The sequence below is a fragment of the Companilactobacillus jidongensis genome, from assembly GCF_003946575.1.
Classification (GTDB): domain Bacteria; phylum Bacillota; class Bacilli; order Lactobacillales; family Lactobacillaceae; genus Companilactobacillus; species Companilactobacillus jidongensis.
The window spans coordinates 39143-60363 of sequence record NZ_RHOP01000004.1 but is presented as its reverse complement, the minus strand read 5'-3'; the positions used below and the strand labels follow the sequence as shown (position 1 = coordinate 60363).

30 protein-coding genes are annotated in these 21221 nt (G+C 36.5%); 16 read left to right on the top strand and 14 right to left on the bottom strand.

Going from position 1 to position 21221, the window contains the following annotated elements; all coding sequences use genetic code 11:
* Positions 1-7 precede the first annotated feature (7 nt).
* Together EKM68_RS02830 and EKM68_RS02825 are read right to left on the bottom strand one after the other, a co-directional pair.
* Positions 8-1522 (bottom strand): SLAP domain-containing protein, encoded by a 1515-nt coding sequence (locus tag EKM68_RS02830; protein ID WP_125588148.1) that lies wholly within the window; start codon positions 1520-1522, stop codon positions 8-10.
* 100 nt (positions 1523-1622) lie between these two features.
* Positions 1623-1850, bottom strand: a complete 228-nt coding sequence (locus EKM68_RS02825) for a hypothetical protein (RefSeq protein ID WP_125588147.1) — start codon at positions 1848-1850, stop codon at positions 1623-1625.
* Between the two features lie 167 nt (positions 1851-2017).
* Between EKM68_RS02825 and EKM68_RS02820 the strand changes: the two genes are divergently transcribed.
* On the top strand, positions 2018-2272 hold the full coding sequence (locus EKM68_RS02820) for a hypothetical protein (RefSeq protein ID WP_125588146.1): 255 nt from the start codon (positions 2018-2020) through the stop codon (positions 2270-2272).
* Positions 2273-2285: 13 nt separating this feature from the next.
* On the opposite strand, the gene EKM68_RS02815 is transcribed toward EKM68_RS02820, so the two are convergent.
* Positions 2286-2531, bottom strand: a complete 246-nt coding sequence (locus EKM68_RS02815) for a hypothetical protein (protein WP_125588145.1) — start codon at positions 2529-2531, stop codon at positions 2286-2288.
* Positions 2532-2761: 230 nt separating this feature from the next.
* Between EKM68_RS02815 and EKM68_RS02810 the strand changes: the two genes are divergently transcribed.
* Both EKM68_RS02810 and EKM68_RS02805 read left to right on the top strand, forming a co-directional pair.
* Complete coding sequence (locus EKM68_RS02810; protein WP_125588144.1) at positions 2762-3061, top strand: hypothetical protein; 300 nt, start codon at positions 2762-2764, stop codon at positions 3059-3061.
* A 129-nt stretch (positions 3062-3190) separates the two neighbouring features.
* On the top strand, positions 3191-3415 hold the full coding sequence (locus tag EKM68_RS02805; RefSeq protein ID WP_125588143.1) for a hypothetical protein: 225 nt from the start codon (positions 3191-3193) through the stop codon (positions 3413-3415).
* On the opposite strand, the gene EKM68_RS02800 is transcribed toward EKM68_RS02805, so the two are convergent.
* Positions 3410-3721 carry a helix-turn-helix domain-containing protein gene (locus EKM68_RS02800; protein ID WP_125588142.1) on the bottom strand — a complete coding sequence of 104 codons (312 nt, stop codon included), beginning with the start codon at positions 3719-3721 and terminating at the stop codon, positions 3410-3412. The genes EKM68_RS02805 and EKM68_RS02800 overlap by 6 nt on opposite strands.
* A 168-nt stretch (positions 3722-3889) precedes the next feature.
* Between EKM68_RS02800 and EKM68_RS02795 the strand changes: the two genes are divergently transcribed.
* The 4 genes from EKM68_RS02795 (at position 3890) to EKM68_RS02780 (ending at position 6901) form a co-directional block, all read left to right on the top strand.
* Positions 3890-4459 (top strand): SLAP domain-containing protein, encoded by a 570-nt coding sequence (locus EKM68_RS02795; RefSeq protein ID WP_125588141.1) that lies wholly within the window; start codon positions 3890-3892, stop codon positions 4457-4459.
* Positions 4460-4483: 24 nt separating this feature from the next.
* Positions 4484-5290, top strand: coding sequence for a hypothetical protein (locus EKM68_RS02790; protein ID WP_125588140.1), 807 nt, complete (start codon positions 4484-4486; stop codon positions 5288-5290).
* A gap of 163 nt (positions 5291-5453) precedes the next feature.
* On the top strand, positions 5454-6047 hold the full coding sequence (locus EKM68_RS02785; RefSeq protein ID WP_404810790.1) for a type IV toxin-antitoxin system AbiEi family antitoxin domain-containing protein: 594 nt from the start codon (positions 5454-5456) through the stop codon (positions 6045-6047).
* Positions 6044-6901 carry a nucleotidyl transferase AbiEii/AbiGii toxin family protein gene (locus EKM68_RS02780; protein WP_125588138.1) on the top strand — a complete coding sequence of 286 codons (858 nt, stop codon included), beginning with the start codon at positions 6044-6046 and terminating at the stop codon, positions 6899-6901. Before EKM68_RS02785 ends, EKM68_RS02780 begins: the two co-directional genes overlap by 4 nt.
* 49 nt (positions 6902-6950) lie before the next feature.
* Here EKM68_RS02780 and EKM68_RS02775 read toward each other — a convergent pair whose 3' ends face one another.
* From EKM68_RS02775 to EKM68_RS02760, 4 genes are all read right to left on the bottom strand, one after another.
* A complete protein-coding gene (locus tag EKM68_RS02775) occupies positions 6951-7892 on the bottom strand; it encodes a helix-turn-helix transcriptional regulator (RefSeq protein ID WP_125588137.1) in 942 nt (313 codons plus the stop codon).
* A 2-nt stretch (positions 7893-7894) separates the two neighbouring features.
* Positions 7895-9127, bottom strand: a complete 1233-nt coding sequence (locus EKM68_RS02770; protein ID WP_125588136.1) for a hypothetical protein — start codon at positions 9125-9127, stop codon at positions 7895-7897.
* 116 nt (positions 9128-9243) lie between these two features.
* Complete coding sequence (locus EKM68_RS02765) at positions 9244-9840, bottom strand: uracil-DNA glycosylase family protein (RefSeq protein ID WP_125588135.1); 597 nt, start codon at positions 9838-9840, stop codon at positions 9244-9246.
* 86 nt (positions 9841-9926) lie between these two features.
* Positions 9927-11087, bottom strand: coding sequence for a hypothetical protein (locus EKM68_RS02760; protein ID WP_125588134.1), 1161 nt, complete (start codon positions 11085-11087; stop codon positions 9927-9929).
* A 169-nt stretch (positions 11088-11256) separates the two neighbouring features.
* Between EKM68_RS02760 and EKM68_RS02755 the strand changes: the two genes are divergently transcribed.
* From EKM68_RS02755 to pepI, 3 genes are all read left to right on the top strand, one after another.
* Positions 11257-11709, top strand: coding sequence for a LytTR family DNA-binding domain-containing protein (locus EKM68_RS02755; protein WP_164509337.1), 453 nt, complete (start codon positions 11257-11259; stop codon positions 11707-11709).
* A gap of 2 nt (positions 11710-11711) precedes the next feature.
* Positions 11712-12455 (top strand): LiaF transmembrane domain-containing protein, encoded by a 744-nt coding sequence (locus EKM68_RS02750; RefSeq protein ID WP_125588132.1) that lies wholly within the window; start codon positions 11712-11714, stop codon positions 12453-12455.
* Between the two features lie 95 nt (positions 12456-12550).
* Positions 12551-13435, top strand: coding sequence for a proline iminopeptidase (gene pepI / locus EKM68_RS02745; protein WP_125588131.1), 885 nt, complete (start codon positions 12551-12553; stop codon positions 13433-13435).
* 47 nt (positions 13436-13482) lie between these two features.
* Here pepI and EKM68_RS13660 read toward each other — a convergent pair whose 3' ends face one another.
* A complete protein-coding gene (locus tag EKM68_RS13660) occupies positions 13483-13671 on the bottom strand; it encodes a transcription elongation factor GreAB (protein ID WP_225422949.1) in 189 nt (62 codons plus the stop codon).
* A 21-nt stretch (positions 13672-13692) separates the two neighbouring features.
* A complete protein-coding gene (locus EKM68_RS02735) occupies positions 13693-14151 on the bottom strand; it encodes a nitroreductase family protein (RefSeq protein ID WP_125588130.1) in 459 nt (152 codons plus the stop codon).
* Between the two features lie 162 nt (positions 14152-14313).
* Here EKM68_RS02735 and EKM68_RS02730 point away from each other — a divergent pair, with 162 nt between their 5' ends.
* From EKM68_RS02730 to EKM68_RS02710, 5 genes are all read left to right on the top strand, one after another.
* On the top strand, positions 14314-15150 hold the full coding sequence (locus tag EKM68_RS02730; protein WP_125588129.1) for an SDR family oxidoreductase: 837 nt from the start codon (positions 14314-14316) through the stop codon (positions 15148-15150).
* Positions 15151-15236: 86 nt separating this feature from the next.
* Positions 15237-16277 (top strand): zinc-dependent alcohol dehydrogenase family protein, encoded by a 1041-nt coding sequence (locus EKM68_RS02725; RefSeq protein ID WP_125588128.1) that lies wholly within the window; start codon positions 15237-15239, stop codon positions 16275-16277.
* A gap of 79 nt (positions 16278-16356) precedes the next feature.
* Positions 16357-17244, top strand: coding sequence for a LysR family transcriptional regulator (locus tag EKM68_RS02720; RefSeq protein WP_125588127.1), 888 nt, complete (start codon positions 16357-16359; stop codon positions 17242-17244).
* A gap of 81 nt (positions 17245-17325) precedes the next feature.
* Complete coding sequence (locus EKM68_RS02715) at positions 17326-17697, top strand: nuclear transport factor 2 family protein (RefSeq protein ID WP_125588126.1); 372 nt, start codon at positions 17326-17328, stop codon at positions 17695-17697.
* Positions 17698-17791: 94 nt separating this feature from the next.
* Positions 17792-18844, top strand: a complete 1053-nt coding sequence (locus tag EKM68_RS02710) for a zinc-dependent alcohol dehydrogenase family protein (RefSeq protein WP_125588125.1) — start codon at positions 17792-17794, stop codon at positions 18842-18844.
* An 88-nt stretch (positions 18845-18932) separates the two neighbouring features.
* Here EKM68_RS02710 and EKM68_RS02705 read toward each other — a convergent pair whose 3' ends face one another.
* From EKM68_RS02705 to EKM68_RS02690, 4 genes are all read right to left on the bottom strand, one after another.
* Positions 18933-19217, bottom strand: coding sequence for an iron-sulfur cluster repair di-iron protein, ric (locus tag EKM68_RS02705; protein ID WP_125588124.1), 285 nt, complete (start codon positions 19215-19217; stop codon positions 18933-18935).
* A 78-nt stretch (positions 19218-19295) separates the two neighbouring features.
* A complete protein-coding gene (locus tag EKM68_RS02700) occupies positions 19296-20138 on the bottom strand; it encodes an aldo/keto reductase (RefSeq protein ID WP_125588123.1) in 843 nt (280 codons plus the stop codon).
* A 108-nt stretch (positions 20139-20246) separates the two neighbouring features.
* Positions 20247-20561: a DUF2178 domain-containing protein gene (locus tag EKM68_RS02695; protein WP_164509336.1), complete on the bottom strand. Its 315-nt coding sequence runs from the start codon at positions 20559-20561 to the stop codon at positions 20247-20249.
* Complete coding sequence (locus EKM68_RS02690) at positions 20548-20787, bottom strand: helix-turn-helix transcriptional regulator (RefSeq protein WP_125588121.1); 240 nt, start codon at positions 20785-20787, stop codon at positions 20548-20550. Before EKM68_RS02690 ends, EKM68_RS02695 begins: the two co-directional genes overlap by 14 nt.
* A 139-nt stretch (positions 20788-20926) precedes the next feature.
* Between EKM68_RS02690 and EKM68_RS02685 the strand changes: the two genes are divergently transcribed.
* Entirely contained in the window at positions 20927-21163 is a 237-nt protein-coding gene (locus EKM68_RS02685) for a cytochrome b5 domain-containing protein (RefSeq protein ID WP_125588120.1), read from the top strand.
* Positions 21164-21221 lie beyond the last annotated feature (58 nt).

Sequence of the window (21221 nt, the reverse complement as noted above, 5' to 3'; positions counted from 1 at the left end):
ATTTCTACTAAATTGCATCTTTAGAAATGAATTGAGTATTAGGATTTGTACCGGTGTAATTGTAAAGGACATTCTGTGCATTCAATGTGCTGTCATTCCAGTCAGCATCGAAAGAAGCGTCACTGTCAGTAATACCCAAACCAACTGTAGGACCAGAATAAATCAAAGCGGCACGGTGACCGAAGTGACCAGCTTGTCCTAAGGCAGCGTAATTACCTTCTTCATCATACCAGCCCTTTAATAGGTAGTAAGCAGCATCTTTATCAGACTTAACGCCAGCATAGTTCATGTACTTGAAACCAGTACTTGATAGATTTTCTGATGTGTCTTTGGCAGCAGTTGAGTGATCCAAGTTGCCGCCATTTTGTTGAGCAGCACGTTGTTGAGCGTAGTTGATCATATCAGCGGATGAATGTACTGGAGCCGTACCGTTAGCCTTGTGTAAGGCATTTAGATATTGAACAAAATAATTGTTGATGTTGGCAACATTTGGCTTGTACGAGCCGGTATTAGTGTTGGTATTCGTTGAACCACTGTTGTTATTAGTATCGCCAGTAGTGTTGTTATTGGTATTTGTATTAGTGTTAGTGTTTGTATTTGAACTAGTATTGGAATCATCGTTACCAGTTACAACTGTTGAACCATTGTATCTTGAAGGATTATGACCATATTCAGTACCGTCTAATAGTGCTGGGCCGAATGAGTTAACGTGATCAGGACTTGGCATCTGACTTACTTCGGCGTGTTCACCCTCGATCCATTCGTGTGAACCAATCTTGAAGTAATAAGGACCATTATTGACTGTAACAACACGGCTGACTTTCCATTGAGAACCTTCTGGAACAGTCTTAGAAGTTGGCAAACCAGTTCTGTCATCATAGATATTGGCATCACCAGCATTAATCGTTACTACAAGTCCATCATTACTTTGACTAGCTGGTCCAAAGCTGCCAGTAGCAACGGGATCATTATCTGGTGTAACACCGAAGTCAGCATCGTAGGTCGAATTTAGTTGATGATTTAGCATCATGTTTTCTCCAAATGCCCATTGCGTCTTAGAGATCTTATAGAATGTTTGTCCGTTTTTGTTTGAGATAGCCTTAGAAACGATCCATTCGCTGCCACCTTCAAGTGTTGTCGAACTAACACTATTAGTTGCGGTATCAAAGACTCTGTCAGAACCCATGATGACACGTCCAACCATCTTGTCCTTGTTAGGATCTACGGCTGTATATGGGTCAATAAATGAAACGTCATTATTCTTTACGTATTCATTAGTAGCAACTTGTGTGTAATCTTCACCATTTAAAGTTATGACCTTACCAGTTAGCCAGTCAGTATTAGATGCTAGTGAACGATTAGTTACTAGATTTCCTTTTTTGGTATAAATACGTGTAACTTTAGAAGTACGTGCGATCGGTGAAGCTGATGCTTCGACTTTTTGTGATGTAGCCAATACGCCAGTTGAAAGCAATGTGATTGCGGCCATACTTGTGACTGCTGATTTAATAAATAAATTCATAATAAAATCCCCTTTGATTTCTATTTGATAATTTAACGTTTGTTTTTCTCACGTCATTCCATACGCACGCCCCCAAGCGTATATTTTTGACACTAATCCATTACAAATTAGGCAGGAATTCACTATCTTCCGCAGACAAATCATAGAAAAAGACTTTGAACGGGATATGCAATTTTTGATGTAATAAAATTATTTCTTTTTGCGTATATCCTAGATCTTCGTTCTTCCTATGAATTGTTGATGTGGACTTACTTAACAGCAATGCAATATCCGATTGTTTGATATTGTGGATCATTAAGTATGCTTTGAGATATTTATTACTGTACATATATAAATTTCCACCCTTTTACATATTGAATTAAGGAATATTTCCTTAATTCAGGATTACAACTTATATATTAATTTATTTTTGCAAATGTTTCAACAGATTATGAGGAAAATAACAGATTTTACGGTAAAATTGCATATATGATAGATAGAGGTTATATTTAGCGTATGATTGCAATCGGAAAGTATTTAAAAACAAAAAGATTCTTTAAAGAGCTGACGCTTCAACAGGTTGTCGATGATGTTAGAGAACAATATGGCTATTCGACATCGACTTCGGTTTTGAGTGCGATTGAGACCAACAAAAATAAATTCATTGATGGTAAATTATTATTTATCCTGGCAGATCTATATGAAATTGATTTGAATGAATTTAAGAATATTATTTTACAGGATGTGAAAAAAAAGGGAGAACTCGATTAGGAGTTCTCCCTTTTTAGCACGGTTCAATGATCATGAACTTATTTGCTTGAGTGTCGCTTAGCAAGACAGTTTGATAAGGTGCAATAGTTTGCTTGTTAAAATTATCAACTTGTCCAGTTTCAATTATTTTGAATGAACAACTCTCTGCATTAATAGTTGTTTGAAATTTATCATGTAATTTCAAATTTTGAAATGTCCTGACTGATGCAAAGTGAATACTGTCCAATATAAATAGATCAAATACCTTTTCCTGTTTCATAATATGTACTACCTCTGAGTTTTTATTTGTTCCGAGGTATTAAAAAAGACGCCTGTGGCGTCTAGTTTTTTGGATTAGACATAATATGTCTAATCAGTTTAGTAAAATGTTCCAGTAATCGTGAATTGTGTCATTACATACTAAATTTCATTCGATAATATGTATACAATGACGTAAAATATGGTAATATTCAATAGGTGATTACATAAAATTAATAGGGGAGAAATATTATGCAAGACAATCAAGACGCAAAAAAAGAACATGTAATTGTAAATAATTACACGACGGATAAGGCACAGTCCAATCCAATGGGAACAGCAGGATTTATTTGTGCATTAGTCGATTTGTTTATAGGCTGGGTACCATTTATAGGCTGGTTATTATGGATTGTTGGGGCAGCACTTTCAATTGTCGGTATTTTTAGAAATCCTAAGGGATTAGCAATTGCCGGTGCTGTTATTTCATTCATTGATGTCATTATCATCTTAGTTATTGCATCAAGTATCGCTTCAATTAGTTCGATGTTTTAAAAATTGACTCTTGTATATCATATACGAGAGTTTTTTTTATTATTAAGTTAATACGACATATTATGCCGTATTGGAATGCTAAAGTAACCTCATAAATGTTCAACAAGAATACAAAGGGGGAATTTATATATGGAAGCAGAGGGGGATATATTTCAAAATATGAAGAAGTTACAAGACTTGAAGTTCTTGATTTATGAACTAAGTCATCGTCGTGTAGATTTTCATAATTTTAATATTTTGACGTTGAATCATTTACCAGATCCAATTAAATTGGATGAGGAATATAAGGTACTAAAAAAAGACCACACAATTGAACAAATTGCATGGTCGATCGTCAAAAAATATAATTTATAGATTTTTTAGCTTCATAATTAATTTGGCTATATCTCGACGTTTGTCTTCTGGAAGTGTCGATAAGTAGTTGATTAAGTTCAAGGTATCAGGATCTTGTAGATTCTCGTTGAGAAAGAAATCTGATAATTGTAGGTTTAATGCAACTGCGATGTCATTTAGCTTTTGCATCTTAATGTTATCTAGCTTGCCACGTTCGATTATCGAAATCAAACTAGGTGATGATCCAGATTTTTCGGCTAATTGTTCAATTGTCATGTTCAGCGATTTTCGTTGTTTGCGAATTGTTATGCCGATTTCTTCAAGCATGAAGTTCCCCCAATCAATGATTGTTATATGTATGAAAGATTAACACATATGCAATTATTTTTGGAGGGATACAAGCGATTTATAAATAATCGTCTTGATTATACGTAATTGTATATATATAATTAAGATGATTTAAATATATACATACATATAAAGGGGAAATGTATTATGAGAAAAAGTACTATGGGTAGTCTAGTAATTGCTGGATTCGCAGCCGTTTCAATCGGTGCCTTCAGCAATATGACAAACGTATCAGCCGCAGGGGTAACAACAACACGTAGCAGTATTGTTAGAATTTACAGTCCCAATGGTAACTTAGTTAAGAACCGTGCCTTAGGCCCTAACACAGCTTGGAGAGTTGGTAAGACTAAGGTTATCAACGGTGAAAAAATGTATCAAGTTGCTACAACAGAATATGTTAAAGCTTCAGAAACTGATTATGATGGCCCAGCTAGTTCAGTTGTAACTAAAGATGACTTTAAGGGTACTTGGATTGGATCACAATCTGTTTTAGGCATTTCCAAAAATCCTTCTCAAATATACTTCAATGCCGGTGGTGTTTCTGTTGGAGATACTGAACCAGCCAATTACAGTATAGTATCAATTAATGGTAATCAAATTACCATTACATATAGTTATCTATGGGAAGCTAAGACAGGTATAGAAACATATACTCTAACTGGTAACAAACTAGAATCAAACTCTACTCATGAAGTTTGGTACAAACAAGCTAATTAAAAATAAATAATCTGGGGAAAACAAATGAATAAAAAACTAATTGGTAGCTTAGCAATGGCAGGATTCGCTGCTATTTCACTAAGTGCCGTAAGCAACTTAACAGACGTATCAGCTGCAGGTGTAGCAACTACTGGGAACGAAATTGTTCGCATCTACAGTCCAGATGGAGCTTTAGTAAAGAATCGTGCTTTAGGACCTAATACACCATGGAGAGTTGGCAAGACTAAGACGATCAACGGTGTATCAATGTATCAAGTCGCAACTAGCGAATATGTTAAATCTAGTGAAGTTACTTATGATGCTAATGCTGGCAAGGTTAATACAAACTCAAATAATAGCAACGTTATTTTGACAACAGATCGGGCTGGTTCTATCGGTTATAACGATAATGACGGTACAGTCGTTCATGATTCAGCTTATAGAGGAGGACAACCTCTAATTGGATCCTTTAAGGTAAGCAAAATAGTGAGAAATGATTTTGGTACATTCTATCGAGTAGCTAGTCATACGTGGATCAACGGTAATCTTGATGGTACAGCTAAAGAAGGTGTATCAACAGTAACTGGTGATCAAAGTAATATTCAATATGATAAGAACTTCAGTCCTGTTGGAAATACGGTTCTTGGCAAGTCTGCTAGCGATATTCGTACAATGTTAGTAAATGATTATAAATGTAATCCTAGTGGATTAGCACAAATATCAGATCCATTACTATTAACAACCTATGCACAAGCCGTGGAGTTCCTAGATCAAGGTGATGAAGGTTGTGTAGACATTCTTAATGATATCAATCCTAATGTTGGTGGAATTTTTCATGGAATACCAATGTAGTATTTGATTATTTAGTTTTTAAAATATGCGAATCAATAAAGTGTATCTTTGTTGGTTCGCTTTTTGTATCTAATCAAATAGTGTTGACCTTATTAGTTCCTTTTTATACACACTATATGGTATCATATGTGAACAGCAAGGAACTGTGGAGGTGATAAGTATGATAACTCAGACAGAAATAATCGATGAATTTTTGAAACAAAATCAGGGACAAATAAATACTAAAGAAGCTAAGGAAAACGGTATCTCCACCAAAATGTTGAGTTGGCTATATAGCAAAGGTAAGTTGGATAGGATAGCTCGAGGAGTATATGTAAAACCCTATGAGTTTGGGGATGACATTTCTGCACTGCAGTTTAGGTTTTCCAAAGGAATTTATTTCAAAGATACTTCCTTATTTCTTCATGGAATGATTGATCGTACACCTGACACATACGAAATGAATTTTCCTTTAACTTACAGCTACAGTGCCGATTTGGATGTACCGCTAAAAATTTATCGACAAAAAAATGAATTGTACGATATTGGAATCGAAGAAATTAAAAGTCCTGGTGGACATTATGTATTTACCTATAATGTTGAAAGAACTTTGTGCGATATTTTGAGAAGTAGAGACCGTTCTGATTCTGAAACCATTAAACAAGCTATGAACAGCTACGTAAAGATATCTGGCAAGAAACTCGATAGATTAGTTGAATATTCAAAAATTTTTAAAGTTCAAAAAGAAGTTAGTAATTATATGGAGGTTCTACTTTGAAACTCGACTTTTCTGATAAAAAGCAATTTTTGTATAATGTTAGGAAGATAGCCAGAGAAAAGAAAGTAACGCCACAAATAATGTTGCAGGAAGTAATACTGGATGACTTATTGGATCGAATTTCATATTCTGAATATTGTGATAATCTCATATTAAAAGGTGGGTTTTTAATTGGATCTATACTAGGTATTAGTACCAGATCTACCCGTGATATTGATACTTCCGTTACAGGTATTTTAGTCAGTAAAGAAAAAATGAAAGAAGTATTTACGGAGATTTGTGTAATAAAGGTTCCAGAAGATATTATTAATTTAAAAATTAGAAAAATTGAAGATATTCGTGAAGAAGCAGAATATTCTGGATATCGTATCTATATTGATGCGTCTGTGTATTCCACAAATGTAGATATTAAAATAGATATTTCTACAGGGGATGTAATTACAGAGCATGCGATTAGTTATGGCCATAAATTATTACTAGAAGATAGAGTAATTAATATTATGACTTATAATATTGAAACAATCATTGCAGAAAAATTAGAAACTGCTGTTAGTAGAATGGAGCTTAATACCAGATTGAAGGATTTTTATGATTTATATTTATTTTGTAATAGCGGTAAATTGGAGATTGATTTTAATTTACTACACAAAGCGCTATTAGCTACAAATAATAATAGGAATACTGGTATTATGTTGGATAAGTATTATGAGCGATTAAATGTTTTAAAGAATAACAAAGAAATGAATAAAAAATGGAAGTTATATCAGGCAAGAAATATTTATACCCAGGGAATAGATTTTAAAGATACATGTGATGCATCTATTAAATTGATTTTGAGAGCTATAAAAAAATAACACATTAGAATTAGGAGTTTTAATTTCCTATATTCTTAATGTGTTATTTTTATTCGTAATATTTAATAGTCTTCTCTAGCTCGTCTTTAACAGCACTAATAAGTGAAGCAGGTGACTTCACACGAACCCGGGATCCTTGTCCCATAATCCATAAGACTAATCCTTGAGTATAAGCATTTCCCTCAATGAGGACCTCGTTATCTAAAGTCTGTTTGACCTTAGAATTAGGAAAACGATCAAGGGCGGTTTGCGGATAACCAGAAAAATATAATTCGAAGTGGACAGAATTACCATAATTCAACAAGTAAGTATTATTACGTTCAGAACCATCGTCCTTTTTTAATTGTTGAGGCAGCTTGATTTTTTTGGACCTCGAAGCATGGTATTCTTCGAATCGATCAAGTCGGCAAGGGAAACTCTTATTGGACTCTTCGTTATACATGATGACGTAAAAATAAAACGTATCAAAGTAGATACTTACAGGTAGAGACAGTCCCTGTCGTAGGATTCCAGTACTGCTATTATATTTGTAATCAATTGCCAGATTATCATCGATGTAGTCTGAGAAGTCCTTGATACGTCCTAGTAGGTTGTACTTTGATTTGACAGGTATATATTTTGCGACGGTACTATTGGTCAAACGGGCGGCTTTATCGCGGTCTTCTTTTGATAACTGACTGAGCAGACGATTACGCAATTGAGCAAATTCCGGCTTGTTGAAGGAACGAGTCCCAATGACTATTTTTAGTAGAGCAAGGATTTCTTCAAATGGAATATCAGTATTCTTGATAATGTAGTAGCGAGCGGGATCAACTTTTCTGACAAAATTGACATTTGTGCCACTATCTTCGATATACTCCCTAATGGATTTCATATCTCGTTGAATGGTATCAGGAGTTCTGCTGTAGCGAGATGCTTCTTCGTCACGATAAAGTGTTTCACCTTGAATCATGCGGATGAACATTGAAGCAACGCGGTCATTTACACTCATATTTATTCCTCCAGAGATGGGTAATCTAATGATACGATGTAGGAGAATAGTTGACCTATTGTCATATCGTACATAATCTTATTTTGACTGTCTTTTTCAATAACGTCAAAAACAGATTCGATCCAGCAATTATTTTTGTAGTCTTTTGTTAATGTACTGTTGTATGCAGTTATTTTTTTATTTTCAAAATCAATATGGCTGATTTGACTGAGAGTCGATTTGCGACGTAACTGACGTTGAATGGACAAGTGGTGCTTATCAGCAATATCAATTAAAGCATTGGTTAGCTTGTGTTGATCAGCGTTCAGTTCAGGATCATATTCTTTGTGGTAAATGTAAGTTAACGCAGAATCAATATCGTCGTGAGCTATCAATGTAGTTAGTTCTTCACTGTCAGGGCTGTAGAAGTAACAGTCATATGCAGGATTGGAATCATTTTTATCCGGGTAATCATAACCTATATTATCGACAGCAGCTTCAGCAGATAAGTCATTCATATCAGAATGGCAGTATTTCAAATACATCAATTTTGCGCCGGCTAATTCATCAGGAGTCATAGTAGGATATAATATTGATTTTTTTATGTTATCGTTACTAATCCCTAGACTGATAGCGTATAGTACAGCGCTGACAGATTCAGGTGACACGGAATCGAACTCTGGTCCCATAAGTGGTAAAACACTGCATAAACCTTGGATTGAGTCTATGTGCGGTATTTGTTTCATTACTTTATTGTATTCAAGGTCAACCATGAATGTGTCATTGTCTTCTTCGACAGGTACTAGCTGTGGATAATGAGTCTGCTTCTCTTTTTTTAATGCTGCAATCAATAAATTATCGTTCAATATTTCATAAGAATCTGTAGCACTTTGTGTGAAAGTGCATGCGGTATATTCATAATTGAAATCTCGTTGATTTAGGTTATCCACGAAGCGGACAACGAAGTCGGGGTGAAATTCTGAATGATAAAGTAATGGAATTTCATTAGAATTATAACGGTCATTGATGGAGTTTTCGAGATCATTTATATCTAGCATACTAGATTCTATTTCAGAATCTATTTTTATCGTCTCAAAGCGATTAACATGATGGCTCAAGCGCCAACTTTCATCAGAGAATAATGTGATCAAGCTGTCTTTGACCAACGTTACAGGTGACGAATACTCATATGTGTACAGATTTAAACCCATGTTATTTTTCAGTAGTTCATTGATATTATTGTTTTCATCAGTCATACTGTTCGCTCCCTCTATTTAATAATAATATTTTATCAATTCAATACGACATATTATGTCTAATTCAAAAACACCTTTGGAACAAGATCGTTCGAAAGGTGTTTTTTGGTGATTGTTTATTTAGTGATTTCAAGAATCTTGGCATGTGTGTTTTCAGCATTCCAATGACCATTGGCGCCTGAATAATGAGGAATGGTTACAACATTTCTCTTAGCATGTGCCGACAAGGCTTCATATGAAGCACCACCTAAGGCAACGATTGTGGCATCTTTTGGAATATTCAATTCATCGAGATGAGCTTCAAGAATATCGACATCGCTTTGACTAGGATTTACTTTTTTACTGTTACTTTCGATAACAGGTGTTAGGTCAGTCATGAAGGCACCCCACATGTCAGTGTTGTAGAGAGTGGCAGCTAGGCGATAATCCATACTCTTCTTTGCACCGTGGAAGTTTAAGAAGTTAGTATTAGGATCTTGTTTCACTGCAGCATTACCAGGATTTAGACCAACGAGAACATATTTTACTTGTTTCAATTGTTCGGAGATATCACCAGTTAAGGCATCGTCTGGGAAACTATCAGGTTGATAAGATGCACCGAATAGTTTTTCTCTTTCGATGTCGCTTTTACCGGCTAATGATTCAGCAGGTGTATTCCAGATAGCCCAGCTATCAACAGTATTGAATGGTAATGCATTAGTATTGTTTGTCATAATTTAATCTCTCCCTTATTTGATAAAGCTATTTTATTATTTTGATACGACATAATATGTCGTTTTAGCTATTTTAGATTAATAATTTAAGATTCTTTTATTAGTAGTGATAATAGGTAAGTCACTAGTTCACCGAATGAAAGATCATAACGCATTGATTCTTCAGTTGAGCTATCGAAGACTTCGAAGACAGTCTCGTGATTGTATTCCGGATCAGCTATTTGTGTGTTGCCAATCAGGTCATCGATGGTATTGTCCTTGATGATGAAATGTTCGACGAGATAGCTGTTGTCTTGTCGCCTTTCGCTTCGTTGAATATAGACGTGAGCTTTGTCAGCGGTTTTGACGATCCAGTCAGATAGTTTTTTGGAATCATCTTTACTTGCATCAGGAAGGTCATAGGAGACTTGTATGAGAGCATCACGAGCATCGCCTTCCACAAATGGACCACCATACTCGAGGTCATTCTTAGAATTTACGAATTGAAACTTCTTTATTAAGTAATTGTCGCTTTTTTTAATAGGAATATTTGGGAGCAATTTGATGTCGGAGATAGACCTAACCACTCTGAAGCCAGAACAATAGTGATTTTCTAATCTCAGACGTGTGTCGGCGTTAGCGGCAATATCACTAGATATTTTTGGAAATAGTAATATTTGTTTGATATTGTAAGGTTTTATTTTCAGTACTAGACTCAGTAATGCTGCACCAAGCATTTTTTCAGGAATTTGTTTGAGAACGAGGTTATCATCAGAATCAACAACATCATAAAAAACATGGTCCCAAGCGAATTTTTTGGGCACAGGTTCTTTTTTGAACGAAAGATCATGATTTTTTAAATCAGGAATTACGTTATCGTAGACACAATCCCATGATTCATCGAGTTCCTGATGTGATCCAACGACTCGCAGTCCCATCTTATCGATCTCGTTAATTAGATCAATAACAATTCGTAAGTTAGGCGTGCCTTGCGGTAGGATTTTAGATTTTTTTTCGGCCAGTCGCTTGAAGAACTGAGATCTGAAATCATCTAGATCAGCGCCATCAATATATAATTCACCATATTCATTAAACAGTTGGAATCGAGCTTCACGTTTGGTTAAACGTCGTCTTTCATCTGATAACAAAGTGACTGACGTATCATCAGAAATTCTGGTTGGTTCACTGTAGTTGTAGATCAACATGTTAACAGCCCAGCGTTTTTCGTCTAAGTACTTTTCGATATCGAGGTTTATTTCTCCTGCCATTTTATTCGCTCCTCTTGTTTGATGAGACTATTATAAAATTTCAATACGACATATTATGCCGTATTGACAATACTTACCACTTAAACATCAAAAATAACCACTCAGTCATAATATCTATACATGGTAACTTTGATGTGGTGTAATGAATCTAACGAAAGGGTTGTTGGGGATGAAAATAAGAGTGGACGTATCTTCGGATTATCCGGAAAAAGAGATTGTTATAAAATCTCCATCGGATGATGACGAATTAAAAAATTTAGTTAAACAAATCAAAAAGTTACAAAATGAATTCAGTCAGCTCAACGGTTACGTTGGTGAGACGGTTTATTCGTTGGAACTCAAGAATATTTTGTTCTTCGAAACTAATGATCGAAATGTTTATGCCCACACAACTAACAATGCCTTTTTGATTCACCATCGTCTCTATGAGTTGGAAGAGAAATTACCGGATAATTTTTTGCGAATATCGAAGTCGTCGATCTTGAACTTGGATGAAATAAGTTCACTGACTAGGTCAGTGACTGGTAACTTGGTTCAATTCAAAAATACCTATAAGACGCTATATGTTTCAAGACGATTCTTGAAGGAATTGAAAAATAGATTAGATAAAAAGGAGTTTTGAAGATGAAAAATAGGAATGGAATATTCTGGGGTTTGTTCTTGTTGCTGAGTGCGGGGATCTTAGTAGTCAGTCAATTACATTTGATCACTTACACATTTAGTTTTTGGACAGTGGTGGCAACGATTTTTCTTGTGGCGATTTTAATTAAGAGCTTGGTGTATTTTATGGTACCGGGAACGGTGTTCTCACTGGCATTCTTGGCAATACTGTATGCCAAACCATTGCACATCACGGCAATAGTTCCTTGGACGGTTATTGGGGCCGCAATTTTGATCTCAATTGGTTTGTCATTGATCCTTCGTCCGTTCTTGATCAAGCATCATCCTTGGATGAGATATAATCATCATGGTAGTTATAATTGGCATCAACAAAGAAGATATGATCACAACGTTGACGTTGAGACAGTCGATGAGTCGGATATTAATGTCAGCGTCAAGATGGGTAGTAGTGTTAGATATGTAACGTCACAGGATTTTAGGCAAGCTAATATCGATGTTACGATGGGTAACGTCAAGGTTTATTTTGAAAATGTGACAGTTCAAGATACGGCAACAATTAATGTCGACGTATCACTTGGTGGTGTTGAGTTATATGTTCCTAGAGACTGGAATATTGTTAAGCAAATTGATAATAATAGTATGAGTGGTATTACTGAAGAAGGTACGCCGGTTGTTACTGAAGATAGTCCGACCGTTACGTTGCATGGGTACTCTTCACTGGCTGGAGTTAAGATTTGTTATATATAATCAAAAAACAATTACAAATTTCAATTTTGTAATTGTTTTTTGATTGATTAGCTTTTTTAAAAAGTCAATAATTGTTTTCATAGGAGGACGTTTAATTGAAAATTACAGATGGATACATGCCATTTCACGAATACAAAACTTACTACCGAGTGACTGGTGATTTGAATTCAGGTAAGACACCATTATTATTACTGCATGGCGGGCCGGGTTCGACTCACAATTACTTTGAGGTGTTTGATCAATTAACTGAAAGGACTGGACGTCCCATTGTTATGTATGATCAACTTGGTTGTGGTAAGTCAGATATACCCGAAGATAATGGATTATACACTGCGGCTACGTGGGTCGATGAATTACAGACATTGCGTGAATATTTAGGATTACAACAAGTTCATTTACTTGGTCAATCTTGGGGTGGGATGTTGGAGATTATCTATATGTGTGACTATAATCCTAGCGGTGTTAAGAGCATGATCCTTGCCAGTACTTTGTCATCATCACAACTTTGGGCGCAGGAACAGCATCGGATGATCAAGTTTATGTCGTCAGAAGATCAGAAGGCAATTGTGCAGGCTGAAGCTACTAATGATTTTACGGCTCCAGACTACTTAGTTGCTAATGACCATTTTATGGAACAACACGCTTCTGGACCAGTTACGGATGAGTCACCTGAATTTTTACGCCGTGACAAGATTTTTGGAGATTCAGCTTATGAAACTGCCTGGGGACCAAACGAGTATTATCCAACTGGTAATTTGAAAAATTATGATTATACGAATAGATTAAAGAACGTTGATACACCAACATTGGTAACTAGTGGAACGGATGATTTGTGTACGCCGTTGATTGCCAAAACCATGTATGATCAATTGCCTAATGCAAAATGGATTTTGTTTGCGAACAGCCGGCACATGGCTTTTATTGATGAGACGGATGCTTACATGAAACGATTGAATGAGTGGTTGGAAGAAAATGATTAAAAAAATAAGTTAGAACAGATTTTAAAAATTTGTTCTAGCTTATTTTTTTACCATTCTTCGGGTACATACATTGATCCTGGTTTAGCACCTTTATAGGGATTGTTAATTTTGGGAACCAAACAGTATCCATTAGACATTTTTGCTAGTATCCATGTATCGTTTTTATTTATATCTATATTTTTTGGTAATTTGAATGCTAATGAATCTTTGTATTTTACGACTTTGACTTCATACATCGACAAATCCCCACTTATTTTTTATTTAACGATATTAGTCTTGATTTTCTCCAGAGAAATCTTACGATCCACAAACTTCTCGCTAGTTTGTCCTAATGTAATGGCAAAAACTGGATTGAAGAATTCTGGAACTGTACCTTCAGGAATTGAAGCAATGCAGGCCATATTGTAGTTAGCACCGATTCCTAAATCTTCGGCAGCAAGTTCCATATTGTGGACGATGGCACCGGATGAAATATATTCCATGCGGCTAGGGTTCTTGGCTGAAACTACAACAACAGTTGGTGCATCATAAATGTTGTTTAATTTTGATAGCACATTTGGATTTTGAATGACAGTTAAACGGTAATCATCATAATTACCCATACCAACAGGACCAGCGTTGGCGGCAATGAGAATTTTGTTCAATTGTTCATCAGTTATTTGACCTGAGTATTCACGAACAGCTTTACGTGAATTGATCATATTCAATGTTTCCATGACAATAACACTCCTTTTGTTTACATGTATATCATAGTATATTTTGAGTAAAAATGAATGATAAGTTTAACTTATCAATTGACCCAATAATCGGAATTGGTAAAAACTTCACCACCTTGTAATATAAACCTCGAAAGTTAACAAATGGAGGATATATACATAATGAACAATGAAGTTATCGTATTATTTGGTGCCGGTGCTATCGGTGAAGCAATTGTTAGAAGAGTTTCAGCCGGTCGTAAATTATTATTGGCTGATTACAGTGAAGATAAATTAGCAATGATGAAAAAAGAATTACAAGAAGCAGGGTTTTCAGTGGAAACTATCAAGGCGAATCTTTCTTCAAGAGATTCAATCAAAGAAGTAGTCTCCAAAGCACAATCACTTGGTGATATTATGGGGCTGGTCAACGCTGCTGGTGTTTCGCCATCACAAGCCAGTGCCGAAGAAGTTTTGAAAGTTGATCTGTATGGAACTTCAGTTTTATTAGAAGAATTCGGAAAGGTCATGGCACCAGATGGAGCGGGAATTGTTATTTCTTCTCAATCAGGACATCGTTTACCGGGATTATCAATTGAAGATAACAAGGCTTTGGCAATGACGCCGACTGAAGAATTGTTGAGTCTACCAATTCTACAAGCAGATGTTATCACAGATTCTCTAGCCGCATATCAATATGCGAAACGAACCAATGTCTTACGTGTGGCGGCGGAATCAGTCAAGTGGCAAGCTCGTGGTGCCAGAATCAACGCCATCAGCCCTGGTATCGTTATGACACCACTTGCCCTAGATGAATTGAACGGTCCACGTGGTGCTGGTTATAAGAAGATGTTCGAGTCGATGGTAACCAAACGTCCAGGGACACCAGATGAAATTGCGAGTTTGGCAGAATTATTAATGGATCGTCGCAGTGCTTTTATTACCGGAAGTGACTTCCTCGCTGATGGTGGAATTACTGCACAGTATTGGTATGGCAATGTTTCAGAAGTTAGAAATTAGACAGTGGAAGAGTCGGAAAAATTTTGAATATGAATCTTAGTTAAGAGCTAGGTTCAGTAATCAAAAATCAAAAGGAGATACAAATTATGAAAGCAGCTTTATTCGTCGAACCAGGTAAAATGACAGTTACAGAAACACCAAAACCAACAATCGAGAAACCAACCGATGCGATTATTCGTGTCATTAGAGCTTGTGTTTGTGGATCAGATCTATGGTGGTATCGTGGTATTTCCAAACGTGATCACAACTCATTAGTTGGTCATGAAGCGATCGGTGTGGTTGAAGAAGTTGGATCAGATGTGACTGATATCAAAGAGGGCGATTTTGTCATTGCCCCATTCACACATGGATGTGGTCATTGCGCCGCCTGTCTTGCAGGCTTTGATGGTGATTGTTTGAATCAAGAAGCCGGTGGTAATGGTGGCTATCAAGGTGAATACTTGAGATTTACCAATGCTAACTGGGCCCTAGTTAAGGTTCCTGGCAAGCCTGAAGATTATTCAGATGAAATGTTGAATAACTTTTTGGCCCTAGCTGATGTCATGGCTACCGGCTTCCACGCTGCCAAAAGTGCGGAAGTTAAAAAGGGAGATACAGTCGTTGTCATGGGTGACGGTGCAGTTGGCTTGAGTGGTGTTCTTTCGGCTAAATTACTTGGAGCCAAACGGATCATTGCCATGAGTCGCCATGAAGATAGACAAAAGTTAGCCAAGGAATTTGGTGCAACTGATATTATCGCTGAACGTGGTGACGAAGCAGTCGCAAAAGTTATGGAATTAACTGGCAGTGGTGCTGATGCTGTACTGGAATGTGTCGGAACAGAGCAATCAGTTGATACAGCGGTCAAAGTTGGTCGTCCGGGTGCAGTCGTTGGCCGTGTCGGTGTCCCACAAAAAGCCGAAATGAATACTAATAATTTGTTCTGGAAAAATATTGAATTACGTGGGGGGATTGCCTCAGTCACAACAGATGACAAGGAAATTTTGTTAGATGCAGTATTGAATGGTGAAATTAATCCTGGAAAAGTATTTACTAAGAGATTTGATCTTGATCAAATTCAAGATGCCTATGAGGCAATGGATAAACGTGAAGCTATTAAGTCATTATTGATTATTAGTGAAAAATAAAAAAATATGAGAGTTAGGGAAGAAAATCCCTTAACTCTTTTTTGATATAATTGATGAAACTAACATTACGAGGCTAATTATGTTTCAACAAATGCAATATTTTATATCAATCGTAAAAAATCACAGTTTCACTCAAGCAGCAGAGGAGTGTAATATTTCGCAATCCGCTATCTCGCAACAAATGAAAGAGTTGGAGAGTAGATTGGGGATCCAATTACTCAATCGTAAAGGTCGCAGTTTCGAAGTGACTGAAGCTGGACAATATTTTTATACGCACAGTCAAGATATTTTGGAGAGTGTCAGTCAGTTGATCGAGAATACCGTCAAAATAGTTAAACCTGAACAGGTGGAATTAAAAGTTGGATATTTGCGCAATTTTGGTACAACGGAATTTTTAAAAACAGTTTCACAATTTTCTAAATCATTTCCACAAGTGAAGATAAATATTACTAGTGGTAATCATGAACAGTTATATGAGCTACTAAAAAATGGTCAGGTGGATGTTAATTTTGCGGATCAACGCAGAGCACTCTCAAATGAATACGTGAATGAATTTTTGACTGACAGTAAGTTCATGTTGGCAGTCAGTCGTTCAGCTTTCGCTGATGAAAGGACACAAATGGATGTGTCAGAGTTAGCTGATATCCCATGTGTACTAATCGCTGATAAAGAACAGCGTGAAGTTGATGAGTCTTATTATCGAGAGATATTAGGAGTTAAGAGTGAGTTTGTTTTGGCAAAAAACTATGATGAAGCACAGATTATGGTGGCTTCCAATCAAGGTTATCTGATCGTAAATGATCGTACACAGAATCAACTTGATGCTGAGATTATTAGAACAGTCAACTTGTTCAATGGTAAACAACAGATGATTCAGAAGTATTATGCTTATTGGCAGGCTGATAATTCAGGTTATTATATCGAATCGTTTGCGGAATTACTCAAGAAAAGTTTTTTGCATAAGTAACACTTATTAATAACAACAAAATTACAAATAGCTCTATATCAAACAGCATAGTATTATCTAAGTTAATCAAGGAGATAAATTATGACTGATAAAGAAAAAATCGTTGAATTATATCGAACAGAAAATAGGGCTATGGTCGCAAAGGACATCAGCAAGTTAAATGAAATTTTGACGCCATCAATGGAATTAACGCACATGACTGGCTATGTTCAGAAGAAGCTGGATTGGATCGATCAGATTCAGAATGAACAGATGAAATACTTTGATTCAGTGGAAGATAATATCAAAGATATTAAGATTGATGGTGACAAGGCCAGTCTAATCGGACAAAATCAAGTCAGAGCTAGCATCTGGGGTGGTGGGGTCAATACTTGGCCTCTACAAATGAAGATGTACTTTGTTAAACAAAATGGTCAGTGGCTGATTTCTAACCAAACAGCCAGCACATATTAAATTTATTTCCCTCAAATATTGGTAACGATTCGTTTTAAATTGTAAGATATTCTTGGATATGGATTACAAATAAAGAATAATTGGGGGAAGTAGTATGAAGGCAACAGTATTTAGAGGACCAGGTAGAGTTGAAATTGAGGATGCACCGAAACCGACACTTCAAAAGCCAACTGATGCGGTAATCAAAATCATTCGTGCTTGTGTTTGTGGATCGGACCTGTGGTGGTATCGTGGACTCGCCGATCGTCCCATTGGATCAATTGTTGGTCACGAAGCATTAGGTATTGTGGACGAAGTCGGTTCAGACGTTACAGACATCAAGAAGGGTGATTTTGTTATTGTGCCTTTCACCTGTGGCTGTGGTCACTGTCCAGCATGTTTGGCTGGATTCGATGGCGACTGTATGAATCAAGAGCCCGCAGGTAATACTGGCTATCAAGCTGAGTATTTGAGATTTTCTAACGCTAATTGGGCCTTGGTCAAGATTCCGGGTCAACCTAGGGATTACTCTGAAACGATGCTCAATTCACTATTAACATTGGCCGATGTTATGGCAACAGGTTATCATGCTGCTAGAACAGCCGAGGTTAAGGCTGGCGATACAGTTGTTGTTATGGGTGACGGTGCAGTTGGATTATGCGGTGTAATTGCGGCCAAGTTGCGTGGAGCCAAACGAATTATTGCCATGAGTCGTCACGAAGACCGTCAAAAGATGGCTAAAGAATTCGGTGCCACTGATATTGTCCCTGAACGTGGGGATGAAGCAGTTGAACACATTATGGCTTTGACAAATAATGTTGGTGCTGATGCAGTTCTTGAATGTGTTGGAACAGAACAATCAGTTGATACAGCGGTCAAAGTTGGTCGTCCAGGTGCTGTTGTTGGCCGTGTCGGGATCCCACAAAAACCAGAAATGAATACTAATAATTTATTCTTTAAGAACATTGGATTACGCGGCGGAATCGCAGCCGTTACTACTTATGATAAGGAAATTCTTTTGGATGCAGTGTTAAAAGGTAAAATAAATCCGGGAAAAGTATTTACTAAGAAGTTTGCATTGGATGACATTAAAGCAGGTTATGATGCGATGGATAAACGTGAAGCTATTAAGTCACTTGTTATTGTCAGTGAAGATTATAATGTATAGTAATTTTAAGCACATAGGTATTGGTGATTTAAATTAAAAGAGGACTAAAAATTCCATTTGGAATTTTTAGTCCTCTTTATTTAAGATTCTAAACTTGTGTATGGATGGCATCGGCTGTTTCTAACATGTGGTAGGTTGCCTCAAACACTGGGCAGACATCATTAGGAATAGCGTAGTTATTAGTTGTTTTACGTAATTCAGCAAAGTTACTATCCAAGTTATCCTGGGACTCGAGTGCCAGTTGTAATTTTACATATTCATCACGGACATTGAATACTTCGGGGTGATTCTTTCCATGAGCGTTGGTAATTGCTTTGGTGTAGAATTCTAATTTTTCTTGGCGTTCATCTAAGTAGTCTTGAATTGCAGTCATTGTAGGAACCTCTTTTCATTTGATGCTTTTATTATAGGAGGTGACAGCAATTTTGAACTTGATATAAATCAAGAAAAATTATTTTCCAAGTTTATCCAATGTATCGAAGTCTACTTGGCTCAATTCAATATTTTGTGCCTTGATGTTTTGGACAACGTGGTCAGTTGAACTAGTACCAGGGATTGGTAGGATTACATCGGAGCGTTTTAGTAACCATGCGAGTGCGATTTGAGCGGGTTGAGCATTATATTTCGTAGCAATAGTCTGCAACTCTTGGCCTTTTGCAAGTTCACCAGTTGCGAGCGGGAACCAAGGGATGAAGGCCATGTGTTGTGATTCGGCATAGTTTAGAACATCTTCATCTGTACGATCAATCAAGTTATAACGATTTTGAACAGACACAATTGGTGCAATTTTTTCGGCAGCTTTGAGTTCATCAACTGAAACTTGGCTTAATCCGATGTGCTTGATTTTGCCTTCTTGTTGCATCTTAGCAAGTTCACCGACTTGTTCCTCCAAAGTATAATTTGGATCAACACGGTGTAATTGTAATAGGTCAATGTGATCTAGTCCAAGTGACATCATATTTAATTCTACTTGCTGACGAAGATAAGCTGGTGCACCAACTGGAGCCCACAAATCAGGACCTTGGCGAGTGTTACCAACTTTTGTGGCAACCATAACCTTGGCATCTTGTCGCTGTCGCAAGGCTTCTCTAACATACAAGTTTGCGTAGAAAGGACCATAAGCATCAGCGGTATCAATGAAGCTTACTCCATTATCGATAGCAGTAGTAATAACTTTGGCGGCATTTTCAGGGTCGCTAGATGGTCCCCAGACACCCTTGCCAGGTAGTTGCATGGTTCCGTAACCTAAACGGTTGATATTCAAGTCGTTGTCAAAAGAAAATGTTTTATTCATTTATAAGTCTTCCTCTCGTATTTCTATGCTATAACTTACACCTTGAAGTTGACTTTAATGCAAACATTTTTTGAAGGAAATTTGAATATTCATTTTGTCTGGATTATTTTAACTAAAATCTCTATGATGTTGCCACATTAAATATATTCCTCCAATGAGAAAAACGATGGAGTATTTGAGTAAAAAGAAAATTTGCCACATGAAGGCCACAAACATAAAAGCAGCGGCACAAGCGATGATTCTGCTTGTACGTTCGTCACCACTATTAAAAATATTCCAGCCATTAAAGAGATAATATCCTCTCATAATAATCGCAAAACTAATAAAGAACAGGACAAAACTTCCGCCAACTAATTGATTCCAATTGGCAATTGACTCTCCAGCCCAAAGGTGGAGTCCAGTAAAGATGTCAGTGTATATCATTGTTGTTTCCTTCCTCATATTGAAAAATTTCAGTCAATGGTACTTGGAAATAATCTGCGATTCTAAATGCCAACAACAGAGTAGGGACGTAGTTGCCTTTTTCCATGACAAAAATTGTCTGTTTGGAAACTCCAACCTTGGCAGCTAATTCTTGTTGTGACAGTCTTTTTAGTACTCGATGTTCGTAAACCTTGTTCGAGATGTTGTCACCGAAGTCCTTTTTCATCTATCTCACCTCACAAATTTATTGTAATGTATAGTTTTATAAAAGTAAAGTAAACTTATACGAATTCAAATGTCTGTTTAAAATTAATTTAAAATGTCATAATGTATTTATAAAATAATTTGGGTGAGGGAGAGAGATTATGGCAGATAAAGAATTTACACTGGATGAATTGAAACAGTATGATGGTCAAAACGGTAATAAGGCTTACGTGGCAATTGACGGTGTTGTCTATGATATGACTGACGTTGAGCCATGGAAGGGTGGCAAGCATCATGGTAATGTTGCTGGACAAGATTTATCAGAAGTAATTCCTCATGCTCCACACAAGAAGTCAGTTTTGCCGAAGTTGCCTGTTGTTGGAAAATTAGTTAAATAAACTGAAGGATTGATGAAAATCAATCCTTTTTTATGTTTTCATCATATGAGAGAAAATT